At 60.5% G+C, this 15,055-nt stretch carries 12 protein-coding genes; 6 read left to right on the top strand and 6 right to left on the bottom strand.

Features of this window, described 5'->3' with window-relative positions:
• Positions 1-15 precede the first annotated feature (15 nt).
• Together LOY69_RS19055 and LOY69_RS19050 are read left to right on the top strand one after the other, a co-directional pair.
• Positions 16-1,029 carry a Fic family protein gene (locus LOY69_RS19055; RefSeq protein WP_265073426.1) on the top strand — a complete coding sequence of 338 codons (1,014 nt, stop codon included), beginning with the start codon at positions 16-18 and terminating at the stop codon, positions 1,027-1,029.
• A gap of 88 nt (positions 1,030-1,117) precedes the next feature.
• Positions 1,118-4,240: a type I restriction endonuclease subunit R gene (locus LOY69_RS19050; RefSeq protein WP_265073425.1), complete on the top strand. Its 3,123-nt coding sequence runs from the start codon at positions 1,118-1,120 to the stop codon at positions 4,238-4,240.
• Positions 4,241-4,432: 192 nt separating this feature from the next.
• Here the strand turns inward: LOY69_RS19050 and LOY69_RS19045 are convergent, their stop codons facing one another.
• Entirely contained in the window at positions 4,433-5,470 is a 1,038-nt protein-coding gene (locus tag LOY69_RS19045) for a PDDEXK nuclease domain-containing protein (RefSeq protein WP_265073424.1), read from the bottom strand.
• 320 nt (positions 5,471-5,790) lie between these two features.
• Between LOY69_RS19045 and LOY69_RS19040 the strand changes: the two genes are divergently transcribed.
• The 3 genes from LOY69_RS19040 to LOY69_RS19030 all read left to right on the top strand — a co-directional run bounded on the left by LOY69_RS19040 (position 5,791) and on the right by LOY69_RS19030 (position 7,998).
• Positions 5,791-6,759, top strand: coding sequence for a hypothetical protein (locus LOY69_RS19040; protein ID WP_265073423.1), 969 nt, complete (start codon positions 5,791-5,793; stop codon positions 6,757-6,759).
• Positions 6,759-7,445, top strand: coding sequence for a hypothetical protein (locus LOY69_RS19035; RefSeq protein WP_265073422.1), 687 nt, complete (start codon positions 6,759-6,761; stop codon positions 7,443-7,445). The genes LOY69_RS19040 and LOY69_RS19035 overlap by 1 nt, the downstream gene beginning before the upstream one ends.
• A 70-nt stretch (positions 7,446-7,515) precedes the next feature.
• Complete coding sequence (locus LOY69_RS19030; RefSeq protein WP_265074912.1) at positions 7,516-7,998, top strand: DUF4265 domain-containing protein; 483 nt, start codon at positions 7,516-7,518, stop codon at positions 7,996-7,998.
• Between the two features lie 196 nt (positions 7,999-8,194).
• Here LOY69_RS19030 and LOY69_RS19025 read toward each other — a convergent pair whose 3' ends face one another.
• From LOY69_RS19025 to LOY69_RS19015, 3 genes are all read right to left on the bottom strand, one after another.
• Positions 8,195-10,378, bottom strand: a complete 2,184-nt coding sequence (locus LOY69_RS19025; protein WP_265073421.1) for a TonB-dependent siderophore receptor — start codon at positions 10,376-10,378, stop codon at positions 8,195-8,197.
• A 256-nt stretch (positions 10,379-10,634) separates the two neighbouring features.
• Complete coding sequence (locus tag LOY69_RS19020) at positions 10,635-10,883, bottom strand: Arc family DNA-binding protein (RefSeq protein ID WP_110652799.1); 249 nt, start codon at positions 10,881-10,883, stop codon at positions 10,635-10,637.
• Between the two features lie 263 nt (positions 10,884-11,146).
• Positions 11,147-12,538 carry an aldehyde dehydrogenase family protein gene (locus tag LOY69_RS19015; RefSeq protein WP_265073420.1) on the bottom strand — a complete coding sequence of 464 codons (1,392 nt, stop codon included), beginning with the start codon at positions 12,536-12,538 and terminating at the stop codon, positions 11,147-11,149.
• Positions 12,539-12,638: 100 nt separating this feature from the next.
• On the opposite strand from LOY69_RS19015, the gene ptrR reads away from it, so the two are divergent.
• A complete protein-coding gene (gene ptrR, locus LOY69_RS19010) occupies positions 12,639-13,517 on the top strand; it encodes a putrescine utilization regulator PtrR (RefSeq protein ID WP_102881744.1) in 879 nt (292 codons plus the stop codon).
• 12 nt (positions 13,518-13,529) lie between these two features.
• Here ptrR and LOY69_RS19005 read toward each other — a convergent pair whose 3' ends face one another.
• Positions 13,530-14,150 carry a LysE family translocator gene (locus LOY69_RS19005; protein WP_265073419.1) on the bottom strand — a complete coding sequence of 207 codons (621 nt, stop codon included), beginning with the start codon at positions 14,148-14,150 and terminating at the stop codon, positions 13,530-13,532.
• 111 nt (positions 14,151-14,261) lie between these two features.
• Positions 14,262-14,945 (bottom strand): hypothetical protein, encoded by a 684-nt coding sequence (locus LOY69_RS19000; RefSeq protein WP_265073418.1) that lies wholly within the window; start codon positions 14,943-14,945, stop codon positions 14,262-14,264.
• Between the last annotated feature and the right edge of the window lie 110 nt (positions 14,946-15,055).

The following is a 15,055-nucleotide window of genomic DNA, read 5'->3' as shown; positions in this document are numbered from 1 at the left end:
GCGGTGGCCTAGCCCATGAGCCGCTATCAGCCGCCGTTGACCCTGACCCCAACCATGCTCGTGCTTGTTGCGCAGATCAGCGAGCAGGTGGGGCGGTTGTCGGCGCGGCATGAGGCAGTCCTGACGCCGCAGCTGCGACGGGGTAATCGCATTCGCACTATCCAAGCTTCGCTGGCCATCGAGAACAACACGCTGAGCCTGGAGCAGGTGACGGCCGTTCTGGAGGGGCGGCGGGTATTAGGCCTGCCCCGGGAGATCCAGGAAGTGCGTAATGCTTTTGCCGCTTATGAGGCCATGCCTGGCTGGCGCCCGGCGTTGCGCGAGCATTTGCTGGAGGCTCATGCCCTGTTGATGCACGGGCTTATCGACGATGCCGGGCAGTTTCGCCGTGCTGGGGTCGGTATCTATCGCGAGCATAAGCTGGTGCATATGGCCCCGCCGGCTAGCCGTGTACCCACCTTGGTGGACGACCTGCTCAGTTGGCTGTCCAGCACGGATCTGCACCCACTGCTGGCGAGCTGTGTCTTTCACTACGAATTCGAGTTCATCCACCCGTTCGCCGATGGCAACGGGCGGATGGGGCGCTTGTGGCAAACGCTGATTCTTAGTCTATGGCGTCCCGTTTTGGCCTGGCTGCCCGTGGAGACGGTGATTCGCGAGCAGCAAGAGGCTTATTACGCTGCGCTGAGTACCGCGGATCAACGCAGCGAGGCCACGCCTTTTGTGGAGTTCATGTTGCAAGCCTTGCACCAGGCCTTGCTCGATTGTGGCCAAAGCGACCAAGTAACCGATCAAGTAAGCGACCAAGTAGCCCGCCTGCTCCACGTGCTGGGTGGCGGTGTTGCCCTGAAAGCGGGAGAGCTGATGCAGCAGTTGCAATTGGCCCATCGCCCGACCTTCCGTAACAACTACTTGAACCCGGCATTAGTGGCCGGGTTGATCGAAATGACTCACCCCGATTCGCCACGCAGCCCGGCACAGAAGTACCGATTGACTGCACAAGGGGCGACGTGGGTGGCCAATAACTAGATGACCCGCCTGTGAGGTTGGGGAAGCGACTTAATTGGGCAGCCTGCTGCTGGCCAATGTCGAGGATTGATAAGGGACTAATGCCGTAATGACCGAAGACCAACTGGAGCAGGAAACCCTCGGCTGGCTGGAAGAGGTGGGTTACACCCGTTTGTACGGGCCAGATATCGCCCACGACGGAGAACACCCTGAGCGTGATAATTACCGGCAAGTGGTGTTGGTAGAGCGCTTACGCAGTGCGATGGCCAAGCTCAATCCCAAGGTGCCATTGGCAGCCCGTGAAGATGCCCTTAAGCAGGTGCTGGAATTGGGTTTGCCAGTGCAGCTTTCGGCCAACCGCTTGTTCCATCGCCTACTGGTCAGTGGCGTACCGGTGCAGTACCAGAAGGACGGCGAAACCCGCGGCGATTTCGTGCGTTTGATCGATTGGGCTGAGGTCAAAGCCAATGATTGGCTGGCCATCAATCAGTTCCGCATCCAAGGGCCGAAAAAACTTCGTCGGCCGGACATCATCTTGTTCATTAACGGGTTGCCGCTGGTCTTGTTGGAGTTGAAAAACCCGGCTGACGTAAACGCAGATATCGGTAAAGCCTTTGAGCAGCTTCAGACCTACAAGGAGCAGATTCCGGACGTGTTCCAGTACAACGAAATCCTGGTGATTTCCGATGGTACTGAAGCTCGAATGGGGTCGCTGTCGGCAGACATCGAGCGCTTTATGAACTGGCGCACCATCGACGGTGAAACCCTCGATCCGCTGGGGCAATTCAGTGAGCTTGAAACCTTAGTCCGTGGTGCGCTGGCGCCAGAGATGTTGCTCGATTACCTGCGCTATTTTGTGTTGTTCGAAGATGACGGCCGTTTGGTGAAGAAGATTGCCGGTTATCACCAGTTCCATGCCGTGCGCGCCGCCATCCAGCAGGTGGTCGTGGCTTCGCGTCCTGGCGGTAGCCATAAGGGCGGTGTGGTTTGGCACACCCAGGGCTCGGGCAAGAGCATCACCATGACCTGCTTCGCCGCTCGGGTGATGCAGGAAACGGCGATGGAGAACCCCACCATTGTGGTCATCACCGACCGCAACGATCTGGACGGCCAGCTGTTTGGGGTGTTCTCCCTGTCTCAGGATTTGCTTCGGGAACAGCCGGTTCAGGTGGAGTCCCGTGGTGATCTGCGGACCAAGCTGGCCAACCGGCCCAGTGGCGGCATTGTGTTCGCCACCATTCAAAAGTTTATGCCAGGCGTGGATGAAGACAGCTTTCCGGTGCTGTCCCTGCGCTCCAATATCGTGGTTATCGCCGACGAGGCTCATCGCACTCAATACGGCTTTAATGCCGAGCTCAAAGCCCCCGCTGGCCTGCAGGCAGCAGACAGCCGGGCGCGCTATGAAGTGGGCTATGCCCAGCACCTGCGCGATGCACTGCCGAACGCTACATTCGTGGCCTTTACCGGCACTCCGGTGTCCAGCGAAGACCGCGATACCCGTTCGGTGTTCGGTGAGTACATCCATGTTTACGACATGCAGCAGGCCACAGAAGACGGCGCCACCGTCGCCATCTACTACGAGTCACGCCTGGCCAAGCTGTCCTTGAAAGAAAGCGAACTGCCGCACATCGACGATCAGGTAGATGAGCTGGCCGAAGATGAAGAAGACGAGCAACAGTCACGCTTGAAAAGTCGCTGGGCTGCGTTGGAAAAGGTAGTGGGCGCCTCGCCGCGTATTCACAGCGTGGCGGCGGATATGGTCACGCACTTTGAGGAGCGCAATCTGGGGCTGGTCGGCATGGGGCAGATGCCCGGCAAAGCCATGGTGGTCGCCATGAGCCGCGAAATCTGTGTGCATCTGTACAACGAAATCGTTGCCCTGCGCCCTGACTGGCACCACGAAGACCCGGAGAAAGGCGCGATCAAGATCGTGATGACCGGCAGCGCTTCGGACAAGGCCTTGTTGCAGCCGCATATCTACTCTGGCCAGGTCAAAAAGCGCCTGGAAAAACGCTTCAAAGATCCCCTCGATCCGCTCAAGTTGGTGATCGTCCGGGATATGTGGCTGACCGGATTCGATGCGCCTTGTGTTCATACGCTGTATGTCGACAAGCCGATGAAGGGCCACAACCTGATGCAGGCCATCGCCCGGGTTAACCGAGTATTCAAGGACAAGCAGGGCGGCCTGGTGGTGGACTACATCGGTATCGCCAACGAGTTGAAAGCGGCGCTTAAGGAATACACCGGCAGCAAGGGCAAAGGGCGCCCAACGGTGGATGCTCATGAAGCCTACGCGGTGTTGGAGGAGCGGCTCGATGTCCTGCGCAGCTTGTTGCACGGTTTTGATTACAGCGATTTTCTAACCGGAGGCCACAAGCTATTGGCGGGAGCCGCCAACCATGTGTTGGGTTTGGAGGACGGTAAGAAGCGTTTTGCTGACAACGCGCTGGCCATGAGTAAGGCGTTCACCTTGTGCTGCACTTTGGATGCAGCCAAGGCAGTGCGTGAGGAGGTGGCTTTTTTCCAAGCGATCAAGGTGATTTTGATCAAGCGCGATGTCAGTCAGCAGAAGAAAACCGATGAAGAGCGTGAGTTGGCGATTCGCCAGATCATCGGTAATGCCGTGGTCTCTGGGGATGTGGTGGACATCTTCGAAGCAGTGGGGCTGGACAAGCCTAATATCGGCCTGCTCGATGAGGCTTTTCTTGCCGATGTACGCAACCTGCCGGAGAAGAACCTTGCGGTAGAGCTGCTGGAACGCTTGCTCGAAGGTGAAATTAAGAGCCGCTACAGCTCCAACTTGGTCCAAGAAAAGAAGTTCTCCGAGCTGCTCGCCAATGTCATCAAGCGCTACCAAAACCGCTCGATCGAAACGGCTCAGGTGATCGAAGAGTTGATCGAGATGGCCAAGAAATTTGCCGCTGCCAGCAAGCGTGGCGAGAAGCTTGGGCTCAATGAGGATGAGTTAGCGTTTTACGATGCCCTGGCTACCAATGAAGCCTCGGTGCGTGAACTGGGCGATGAGATTTTGGCGAAAATTGCTCATGAGCTGACGGCGAGCTTGCGCGCCAATGTCAGTGTCGATTGGAGCCGGCGCGAGAGTGTGCGGGCTAAGTTGCGGATTTTGGTGCGGCGGATTTTACGTCATTACAAGTACCCGCCCGACAAGGCCGAGGATGCCGCGCAGATGATTCTCGACCAAACGGAAAAACTTTGTGAGGGGTGGTTCTAGGGTTTTTGGAGTTAGTTGTTATCTAACGATCTTCAGGGAGAGGGGACTTTGCTATCTAGCGCCCCTTTCCCCTACAACTAGGAGTATCCGACATGAGCCAGTCCACTGATAGCTGTACATAACCAATGGCTTGCGGGTTTCTTGTAACGCCGGCCCCACCTTCTATCCCGCTACATCAATGCTTGTCACCACTCAATGCTCAGCCAATTCCTGCTCTATCTGCTCGATGCTAGGCAAGGTCGATTGCAACTCCGCCGGTAGCGCCGACCTCAGTTGATACTCCGCTACGCCCATGGGTTTGGCGCTGTCACGCAATGCGTACTCCGCCACGACCTTGTTTTTGCTTTTGCACAACAGCAAACCGATGCTGGGGGCGTCTTTCCGGCTTTTTATCTGGCTGTCCACGACTGTCAGGTAGAAGCCCAACTGGCCCAGGTGTTCAGGTTTGAACTTGTCAGATTTCAGTTCGATGACCACATAGCAGTGCAGTTTGAGGTGATAAAAAAGCAGGTCGATGAAGAAGTCTTCTCCACCCACTTCCAGTGCCACTTGCCGACCAACAAAGGCAAAACCTGCCCCTAATTCCAGCAGAAATCGTGTGACATGCTGTACCAGGGCATGTTCGATATCGCGCTCGTTTGCCTCCCGGCTCACATCGAGAAAGTCGAATACATAAGGGTCTTTCAACAGCTGTTGGGCCAGGTCCGAGTTTGGGGTCGGCAACTGCGTTGAAAAGTTGGTTTGTGCCATGCCTTCACGCTCCAGCAAGCGAGTCTCGATGTGCATGCCCAGCACGTTTCGGGACCAGCCGTATTCAACGGCCCGTTGGGCGTAGACCAGGCGCTCTTGTGGAGCTTTCAGCTTGGTGATCAGCAGCAGATTGTGGCCCCACGGCAATTGTCCAACAGCCTGTTGGACAATTTCAGAATCGGGCCAGGCCTCGGCAAAGGCGCGCATGTACATCAGGTTGGCGCGGGAGAAACCCTTCATATCGGGGAAGGTTGCACGCAAGTCCTGAGCCAGTCGTTCGATGATTTTGGCACCCCAGCCTTCGCGGTTCTGGCGTTGGAGTATGTCGTGGCCGATGTGCCAATAGAGTGCGACTAACTCGCGGTTCACTGTCCGCATGGCACGTTGCTGCGCTTGGTGAATACGGGTTTTCAACTCCGCCAGCCAGTCGCTGTAGCCAACGGGTGGGGTGGTCAGCGAGAGGGGGCGAGAGTCGGTCATGTGGCCTCTTTCTGGGGTTTCAGATCAGTGCGGGTTTTGATTGCCGAGAGGGCCGGGGAACGAAGTATCAGGATGGAGGCCGGTAGGGCTTTTCATCAAGTCTGAAACTGTAGGCAGGGCATTTCTTTGGTACAACGGCAGCGCTGTAAGGCAGGTCTGGTTTGCGCGTAAGGGGTTACTGTTTTATCGATCCGCTACACACAAGGTGCTTGAAACCAGCAAGGTGGATATCGGCTATAGAGTGACCTTGGCAAAACCATCTGACCTTCAATCGATTTTGCTATCCTGCCCCCCTTTTCCCCACCGCAAGGAACGCAGGCATGACCCAGCCCATTGGCAGTAGTTCGCAAACAAGGGCTGGCCAACAGCGTCACCTGCAACAGCTCCTGTTCCGCCTGACCGCCGCACTCTTGCTCGGCCTCGGGCTCCTCACCCCAACCGCCCAAGCCAACCCCACCACCACCTACCGCGGCACCCTCGGCGACACGCCGGTTGAACTGGCGCTCACCTACGACTCCCAATACGGCGGCGGTATGTCCGGCTATTGGTTCTCCGAGTCCGAGCGCTTGCCCATGGCGTTGGAATCCACCCCTTTCCACCCTGGCTCCGCGCTCTTGATCAACATCATGGACAACCCGACCCTGCCGGCGACGGCGGTGTCGTTGCAGCCTTTCGCCGAGGGGGCGGAGGCGCTGCAGGGCAGTCTGGTGGATTTGCGTACGGGCACGCAGCAGCCGTTGCAGTTGCAGCGGGTGACACGTTTTGGCGACAGTCAGCGGCAGGCGTTTGAGGGGGAGTTGCTGCAGCCGGTGTTCGATCGGGATTTCTATTTCAGTGTGCATGCCGCGCGCAAGGCCGGGGAGGAGGTGGCGCAGGTGGACAGTATCCGGGTGATCAGCCGGGCCACCGGTAAGCGGGTGCAGGAGATTAGCGGGCAGTGGTGTCTGTCGTCCGTGGGCACCAGGACGCTGACCTTCGGGCATTTTCATGCCGAGGCGCGGATGGATTTTCAGGTCCAGGGCTATCGCGTGGGCGAGGCGGATGGCCGGGTGTGGTGCTCGCCCACGCAGTATTACCTGTACAGCCGGGATCTGCGGACCTATCGGCGTCATCCGCAGTTGGAGCAGTTCGCGGTGGAGGGTGATCTGCGCTTTTCCCCCAGTGGCCAGATGGAGTTCAGCAAGCAGGACTTCATCAACTACGACAAGCGCACTCGGCGTTGGGATTATTACCGGGTGATCACCCCTGAGCGTTTGGAATATCTGTCGTCGGGCGAGGAGCGTTTCTGATGCGTGGGTTTGATGTTGCTCGTGGGCTGATGGTGCTGGTGTTGGCGCTGTGGCTGTTGCCGGCGCAGGCGTCCCACGGGGTGTATGAGGGGACCTTGGGCAAGCAGGCGGTTGTCTTGACTCTGGGTAGCCAGAATGCGGTCTACCAGGGCACCTATGCCTATCAGCGCTATCGCACGCCGATCCGCCTCAAGCCGACCTTCAGCTACAGCAACAAGACGCTGGCCATGGATGAGCTGGACGAGCAGGGCTTGCCGGTGGCGCGTCTGCAGTTCAATGACTTGCTGAACTCCCGCCAGCAGGAGCAGGTGCGCGGCACCTGGACCAGTTATCGCACGGGCAAGACCTTGCCCATTGCGCTGAAGCTGGTGGGCCTGGTGGATTCGGATCGCTCGTGGCCGCAGCCGGTCACCACGCTGTTGCAGAGTGCTTCCACCAAACGCTGGTATTTCCAGGTGCCGATGCCGGGTAGTGATCGGCGGATCACGACGGTGGAGGTGATGGACAAGGCCAGTGGCAAGTTGCTGCAGAGCCTGGCGGTTGCGGCGCCGGGGTGTCGCAACCTGGGGGTGGATACCTTGCAGGTGCAGGCTGAGGGGGAGCAACTGCGGATTGGCTTTCAGGACTGCAAGTTGCCGGGGTTTGCGTGGAATGCGGGCAGTGGGCGTTTTGAGCCGTTGCCTTGAGGCAGGGGATGGAAGCGTTGGGTAATAGAACAAGGATCAGGTGTTGAACCTGGAAACTGCGGAGCCTCGTATGGATGACAAGCAATCCCCTGTGCTGATCCAGGTGTACATGGCCGATGACGATGGCGCCGTTCGCGAGGAGTTGCTGGCGCGGCAGATCGATGAGCATACCTACGAGTTGCTGTCCTCGCCGGGGCTGGCACAGAACCTGGCGCGGGGCGATATCGTTTCAATCCGCAATCCCGATGCTCCGGCGCAAGTGCTGAAGCGGGGCGGGAATTTCTGCATTCAGATCTATGCCGATTACATTGATCCGACGGTGATCAGTGAACTTGAAAACGAGGTCGCTGGTGAGCTGGGCGGAACCCTGGATGGGCTGTTCGAAGGGAACCTGTCATTTGCTGTTCCTGCAAGGAATGGCATGGACCCTATCAATGCGGTGTTCGATCGCTTCCGCGAGCAAACCGGGATCGAGTGGTACTACGCCAATGTCTATAAAAACCTCGACGACGATGAGGACGAGACGCTGTTGAACTGGTGGTTGGACTGCTGATCTTCCCCGGGGCCTGGGCATGCCACCCAACAAACCGACCAAGTAAGCGATCAAGTCAGCACCCGGTAGTGCTACAGCGGCCGTTCTGTGGGGCGGGTCTGCATTTGGGTGTGCTTTCTGCTGGCGAGGGCGGTCTTGAGGACGCCTTCGCCGGCAAGCCGGCTCCTACGGTAGAGGTAGGAAGGGGCCGTCTGCATCAGAAATTCACCGAAGCACTCAACCGCGCCGTCAGCGGCGCGCCCTGGAACAGGTAGTCGTCGCCCATGTATTCCCCTGCATCGCGCCAGTAGCGTTTGTCGAACAGGTTGTCCACGGTCAGGCGGAACACGGTTTCGTAGCCATCAATGCGCGTGCTGTAGCGGCTGCCGATGTTGAAGATGGCGTAGGCGCCGGTGGCGACGTTGCCCTGGCGGTCGGCGTACTTGCTGCCGCTGTATTGCATGCCGCCCAGCAGGGCCAGGCCGTCGAGCCAGGGCAGGGCGTAGTCGCCTTGGAGGCTGGCCCGCAGGCGGGGGACGTTGAGGGTTTGGTGGCCTTCGTAGGCCGGGGTGCCGGTGTCCTCGACCCGGGAGCGAATCGCCGCGACGCTGGCGGCAATCTGCAGGCGCTGGGTGGCCCAGCCGTTGGCGGAGAGCTCCAGGCCGGTGTTCTTTTGCTGGCCCTGCTGGACGTAGGTGAAACCGCCGGCAGCGTCGGGGCGCGAGTACTGGTAGGCCTGGCGCATCTGGAACAGGGCGGCGGTAAAACTCATGCGCTGCCAGTCGTATTTGATCCCGGTTTCGATTTGGCGGGAGACGGTGGGGGCCAGGGTGTCGCCACTGTTGCTGGCGAACCAGGGGGCCTGGCCACCCAGGCTCAGGCCCTTGCTGTATTGGGTGTACAGCGACAGTTCGCTGATCGGTTTGTAGATCAACGCGGCCTGGGGCAGGAATACATAGCGCTGGGTGTGGCGATCGCGCACGCCGTCCTTGTCGAAGCTCTCTTCGTCGAGGCGTACTTCGCGTCCGCCGATGACGGTCTGCCACTGTTCGTTGAAGCTGATGCGGTCGCTGAGGAACAGGCCGTATTGGCGGCTGTCGAGGCGTTTGTGGGTGTCGTTGAGGGCGCCGTTGTAGCGGTCGAAGTTTTCCGGCTCGCTCTGGATATTGCCCGTGCCAACCCATTGATTGATGGACTCGCGCCGGTCCACCACGCGGCGAAATGCACTGGTCCCCACGCTCAACTCATGGCCCAGGCCTGCGGTGTCGAAACGACCGTTGAGCACCGCCTGCACTTCATCGTTGCGCCGGGTGTCGTCGGGGCTGCGGAAGTCGTAGATGTCGTAGTTGCCTTCCGGGCTGAAGTAGTTGCCGTTGGCATTGATGCAGCCGGTGGTGCAGCCGCCCCAGGCAAACGAACTGTAGTCATCGATCACCACCTTGCTGCGCGACGCACTGAGGTTGCCCTTCCAGTCGTCGTTGAAGCGGTATTCGAAACTGCCGCCGATGTTCAGCGATTCATTGGTCACCGGCTTTGAGCCGCTCTGGTGTCCCAGGAGTTTTTTCGGCGAGGCGTGGTGGGGCAGGCTGGAGCCGCCCAGCAGTTGATAGCCCGGTGCCGAGCGTTGTTGCTTGTTCTGGTATTCGATATCCAGTTGCAGCAGGGCATCGGGGCTGATGTTCCAGTCGAAGGCCAGGGAGGCGAAGTCGCGCTGGCCGTTGGTGTGCTCGACATAGGAGTGCAGGTCTTCATGGGCCAGGTTGGCGCGCAGGCCGAACTGCTGTTCGCTGCCGAACCAGCCGCCGACGTCGGTGGCCAGGTAACCGCTGCCGCGATCGTCGGTGGAGACGGTCACCGAGCGGATATCCGTGGGCCGCTTGGTCACGTAGTTGATCAAGCCACCCGGTTCGCTGACCCCGCTTTGCAGGCCGGAAAGGCCCTTGAGCAGTTCCACCCGCTGTTTGTTTTCCAGGGCGACGTTCTGTTCGCCGGTGATGGTGCGGTTGTTGATCTTGTAGCTGCTGGCCGCGTTCAGGGAGAAGCCGCGCACCTCGAAGTTTTCGTAGTAGCCCACCGGCGCGTAGCTCTGGCCCACCGAGGCGTCGTTCTTCAGCACGTCGCTGAGCAGCCGGGCCTGCTGGTCCTTGATCAGCTCTTCGTTGATCACGCTGATGGAGGCCGGGGTGTCCAGCAGCGGTGTTTCGCTGAAGCCGCCCACCGAGGCGCTGTCGGCGCGATAGCCGTATTGCTCTTCGCCACTGACGGTCTGGGTCGGTAACTGGGTGCCGCTGGCGTTGGCCACCGCGTGGCTACCGGCCAGCAACAGGCCCAGGGTCAGGCGGTTGAAAGGCAATCCTGTGGAGCTGGCGCGTGTGAGGGGCGTCGGGTGAGTCCGGCTCATGAACAATCCTAGAAGGCGACGCGGTCCCCATGGCAGAAGCCGGGGGAGGTTCCTGAGAAGGCTACGATCGTCGACCTGAGTGTGTAGTGAGGAACAGCGCGGGAGCCCTGCGGGCATCAGGCAAGGGCCTGGCGGTTGCCGCTGGGTGCTGTCGGGCAGGCGCCATCATACAAGCTGCGGCGCGGGGGTAAAGGCGGGAGAGGGATTGGCTCAGGTTACCGAGGGGGGCGGCCCTGATGCATGAAAAGAAACGGCGTTACCGGTCAGGTTCAGGGGCGTTCATTTGCAGGGATTCGATCTGTTGTTCCAGGGTTGCAATCTTGCCCAGCAGGATGTTGATGAGTTTCTTGTCGTGGCTACGGACTTCGGTGGCGACCAGCGACTTTTCCAGCCGGTCGACGATTTCATTGTTCATGCTGCGGTTTTCCTGCTTGGCGATGCGCTTGACTTGGGTGTGAAGCTCACCAGGCAGGCGAACGATGAATTTTTGAGCGGGTGCGCACATGCCGGACCTCGGGTGATATCAAAAAGAAACATCATAGAAAGGTCGGGGCAGGCAGGGCTTCAAGAAAATTCTGAAAAAACAGCAAGATCGGGCTTAGTTTCGCTGAGCAGGGTGGGCGACTCGCTGAGCGAATCAGGGCATTGCGCTGCCTAAAGCCAGGCCGCTCAATCAAGAACTGGCGCAGAGGGTGTCAGCCCCCTCGCCAGTGCTGAATGTCCGTTGGCATCAGGGCCTGGCCGGCGGCTCAAGCCCCGTACCCGGCCTTAACGCCGATCCAGCCACACCGTCTGCGCATTGCAGAACTCGCGCACGCCGAAGTGCGACAGCTCGCGACCGAAGCCGCTTTTTTTCACCCCGCCGAAGGTCACCCGAGGGTCGCTGGCGCTGTAGCCGTTGATGAACACGCCGCCGGTTTCCAGTTCGTCGGTCATCTGCCGGGCCCGTTCCAGGTCCTGGGTGAAGATCGTCGCGGTAAGGCCGAACTCGCTGTCGTTGGCCAGTGCCAGGGCGTGCTCGGCATCCCGGGCGCTGATGATGGCGGCCACTGGGCCGAACAGTTCCTGCTTGAAGGCGGTCATCTGCTCGGTGACGTCCGCCAGCACTGTGGGCTGATAGTAGTTGCCGGCGCCTACGACCTTGTCGCCCCCCAGCAGCAGGGTGGCGCCTTCGGTCAGGGTCGCCTGGACTTGCTGGTGCAGCTCGTCGCGCAGGTCGAAGCGGGCCATGGGGCCGAGGTAGGTGTCGCTGGCCAGCGGGTCGCCCATCACCAGGGCACGAGTGGCTTCGACGAATTTGCGGGTGAACTCCGCGACCACCCCTTGTTCGATGATCAGGCGCTTGGCGGCGGCGCAGACCTGGCCGGTGTTCTGATAGCGGCCGATCACTGCGGCCTTGACCGCTTCGTCCAGATCGGCGTCGTTGAGCACGATAAAGGGATCGGAGCCGCCCAGTTCCAGCACGCATTTCTTCAGCGCAGCGCCGGCCTGGGCGCCGATGGCGCTGCCGGCGCGCACGCTGCCAGTGAGGGTCACGGCGGCGATGCGGCGGTCGGCGATGGCGCGGGACACGCCGTCCGGGGTGACGTTGAGTAGCTCGAACACCCCTTCAGGGAAGCCGGCGCGCTGCAGAGTTTGCAGCAGCAGGTAGGCGCTGCCCATGACGTTCGGGGCGTGTTTGAGCACATAGGTGTTGCCGGCCAGCAGTGCCGGCACCGCGCCGCGCAGCACCTGCCAGATCGGGAAGTTCCACGGCATCACCGCCAGCAGCGGGCCCAGGGGGCGGTACTCGATGCGCGCCTTGTTGTTTTCCACCAGGGTCGCTTCCGGGGCCAGCATGGCCGGGCCGTGCTCGGCGTACCACAGGCACAGCTGGGCGCATTTTTCGATTTCGCCGCGGGCCTGGGGCAGGGGCTTGCCCATTTCCAGGCTGATCATCCGTGCCATGGCCTCGCTGTTGTCCCGCAGGGCCTGGGCCAGTGCCGTCAGGTGCGCGGCGCGGGCGGCGACGCTCTGGCGTTTCCACTGGGCGAAACCGCGGGCGGCGCGCTCCAGGGTGGCGTCCTGTTCCGCTTCGGACTGGTAGGGGTAGGCGCCAATCTGCTCGCCGGTGGCGGGGTTGATCGACAAGGCGTGGGTATGGCTGGAAACAAGGCTCATGGCACCGTCCTGCTGGGTGGGAATGACGGCAGGTTACGGTGCTGGATCTTTGCTGAAAACTGAATAATATTAAGTTAGTCGTTCACGTTTGGAGAATGAAGTGGATCTGGTCCAGCTGGAAATTTTCAAGGCCGTTGCCGAGCAGGGCAGCATCAGCGCCGCCGCGCAATTGATCCACCGGGTGCCGTCGAACCTGACCACGCGGATCAAGCAACTGGAGCAGGACCTGGGGGTGGAGTTGTTTATCCGCGAGAAGAGCCGCCTGCGCCTGTCACCCGCCGGGTGGAACTTCCTCGACTACGCCCGGCGCATTCTCGACCTGGTGGCCGAAGCCCGCTTGACCGTGGCCGGCGAGGAACCCCAGGGCCCGTTTGCCCTGGGTTCCCTGGAAAGCACGGCGGCGGTGCGCATTCCGGCCTTGCTCGCGGCCTACAACCAGCAATACGCCAAGGTCGAACTGGACCTGTCCACCGGCCCCTCGGGGACCATGATCGAAGGCGTGCTCTCCGGGCGTCTGGTGGCGGCCTTCGTCGACGGCCCGGTGCGCCATCCTGCCCTGGAAGGGCTGCCGGTGTTCGAGGAAGAAATGGTGCTGATTGCGCCCCTGGGGCACGCGCCGATTACCCGAGCGCGGGAGGTCAACGGCGAAAGCATCTACGCCTTTCGCGCCAACTGTTCCTACCGTCATCACTTCGAAAGCTGGTTCACCCAGGACGCCGCGGTGCCGGGCAAGATCCACGAAATGGAGTCCTACCACGGCATGCTGGCTTGCGTCAGCGCCGGTGCCGGGCTGGCGCTGATGCCCCGCAGCATGCTGGAAAGCATGCCCGGCTGCGCCACGGTCAGCGTCTGGCCGCTGTCGCCGCGCTTTCGCTTCCTGCGCACCTGGCTGGTCTGGCGGCGCGGCACCGTGTCCCAGAGTTTGAGCAGTTTTGTGAAGTTGCTGGAAGAGCGTGGGGCGGTGCTGGCTGAGGTTTGAGGGGAGCGATGTTCAACGCCTGCTCAAGGCCAGGCGAGCCGCGAACAGCACGAAGATCATCCCTGTGGTGCGGTCCATCCACTGGATCACCTTTTCCCGCTGCAGCACCCCGCTCAGGGAGCGGGTGGCGCCAATCAGCAGCAGGGACCAGATCAGCCCCAGCACCACGTGGATGCTCACCAGACCAAAGGTCCAGAGCACCAGCGGCTGTCCCTGGGGAATGAACTGCGGCAGAAAGGACACGTAGAAAACCCCCACCTTGGGGTTGAGCACGTTGCCCAGCATGCCCTTGAGAAACCAGTTGGCCCCGGGATTGCCGTCTGCGTCTGCCGGAGCAAACGAGCGGCGTGGGCGCAACAGCATGTTCAGCCCCAGCCAGGCCAGGTAGGCCGCGCCGCAGTATTTCAGCAGGTTGAAGGCCAGTTCCGACACCGCAATCAAGGCCCCCAGGCCGAAAGCCACGGCCGCGCCCCAAAGCAGGCAACCGGCGTTGATCCCCAGCGCCGCGCGTAGCGCCTGTTGCTTGCCTTCCACGGTGGCGGTGCGCAGCACCAGGGCGGTGTCCAGGCCCGGGGTCAGGGTCAGCAGGGTAGTGGCGAAGGTGAAGGCCAGGAGGTTGTCGGTGATGGACATGGGCAGGGTTTCAAGCCGGGACGTTGGCGAACGTTAGCACAGCCGCGAAGCACTGATGCGCTCCACGGCGGTGTGGGTAAACCGCAGCGGTTTGGGCTCTGCAGGCAAGCCTCAGGCCTTGCACCGGACCAGTGCCAGATACACCCCCGAGCCTTTCCCAGGTTCGATGTAATTCGCGCTGTCCAGATTGGTTATCTGGGTCGGTTTCATCTCCAGTTCCAGCTCCGGTGCGTCGGCGTACCACTCGTTGTTGTCGTTCAGGCCATTCTCGAAAGCGTCGAGAAACGCCTGGCAACTGTCGAACTTGCCATAGCTGTAGTTGCCTTGCTGGTCACTGTAGAAGCGTGAGTAGCTCAGCAGCACGATGCCCCAGCGCTCGATGCGCTCATCGGGACTGGTGCGGGGTATCTGCTTGACCAGGTCCTTGCGGATTTCCCAGATCTTTGAATGGGCGTTCTTGTTGTTGTGCACCACCTTGAACTCGATGGCGGTCGAGGCCTTTTCGCCGTAGCTGTCCTCGACCCAGATATCCACCTTGCGCCGCTCGGCGGCGATCAGCCAGCGCGGGACGTTGCAGCGAGGAACGCTGATGTGGCTGGGGCGGTAGTCGTCGCGTTCATCCAACTGGCCGCCGAGGCCGAAATGCTCGCGATTGATGTCCAGCAATGCCGCCGATTCCAGGCTCAGCCACAGTTCCGGAGCGACGCTGACAACAATCGATTTGAGAATGCGCTGGCGTTCTTCCTGTTGCAGGTGCGTCAGCAGCAGTTCGGTAAAGCGGGGAACAAAGGACATGGGATCTCCTTATCAGGTCCGAATAGGTGGAACGGTCAGATTAATGCCCATCTGTAGGAGCGAGCTTGCTCGCGATGCTTTCCAAAGCGCCGCCTATTCCCGGTGAGTGC

It is taken from the genome of Pseudomonas sp. B21-059, assembly GCF_026016285.1.
Classification (GTDB): Bacteria; Pseudomonadota; Gammaproteobacteria; order Pseudomonadales; family Pseudomonadaceae; genus Aquipseudomonas; species Aquipseudomonas danubii.
The sequence above is the reverse complement of the archived record's forward strand: the minus strand, read 5'-3'. Positions and strand labels throughout refer to the sequence as shown.

What these genes read in the sequence shown, in the direction of transcription:
- LOY69_RS19055 (WP_265073426.1), top strand. Translation starts at nt 16, where the DNA reads ATGAGCCGCTATCAGCCGCCGTTGACCCTGACCCCAACCATGCTCGTG.
- LOY69_RS19050 (WP_265073425.1), top strand. Translation starts at nt 1,118, where the DNA reads ATGACCGAAGACCAACTGGAGCAGGAAACCCTCGGCTGGCTGGAAGAG.
- LOY69_RS19045 (WP_265073424.1), bottom strand. Translation starts at nt 5,470, where the DNA reads ATGACCGACTCTCGCCCCCTCTCGCTGACCACCCCACCCGTTGGCTAC.
- LOY69_RS19040 (WP_265073423.1), top strand. Translation starts at nt 5,791, where the DNA reads ATGACCCAGCCCATTGGCAGTAGTTCGCAAACAAGGGCTGGCCAACAG.
- LOY69_RS19035 (WP_265073422.1), top strand. Translation starts at nt 6,759, where the DNA reads ATGCGTGGGTTTGATGTTGCTCGTGGGCTGATGGTGCTGGTGTTGGCG.
- LOY69_RS19030 (WP_265074912.1), top strand. Translation starts at nt 7,516, where the DNA reads ATGGATGACAAGCAATCCCCTGTGCTGATCCAGGTGTACATGGCCGAT.
- LOY69_RS19025 (WP_265073421.1), bottom strand. Translation starts at nt 10,378, where the DNA reads ATGAGCCGGACTCACCCGACGCCCCTCACACGCGCCAGCTCCACAGGA.
- LOY69_RS19020 (WP_110652799.1), bottom strand. Translation starts at nt 10,883, where the DNA reads ATGTGCGCACCCGCTCAAAAATTCATCGTTCGCCTGCCTGGTGAGCTT.
- LOY69_RS19015 (WP_265073420.1), bottom strand. Translation starts at nt 12,538, where the DNA reads ATGAGCCTTGTTTCCAGCCATACCCACGCCTTGTCGATCAACCCCGCC.
- LOY69_RS19005 (WP_265073419.1), bottom strand. Translation starts at nt 14,150, where the DNA reads ATGTCCATCACCGACAACCTCCTGGCCTTCACCTTCGCCACTACCCTG.
- LOY69_RS19000 (WP_265073418.1), bottom strand. Translation starts at nt 14,945, where the DNA reads ATGTCCTTTGTTCCCCGCTTTACCGAACTGCTGCTGACGCACCTGCAA.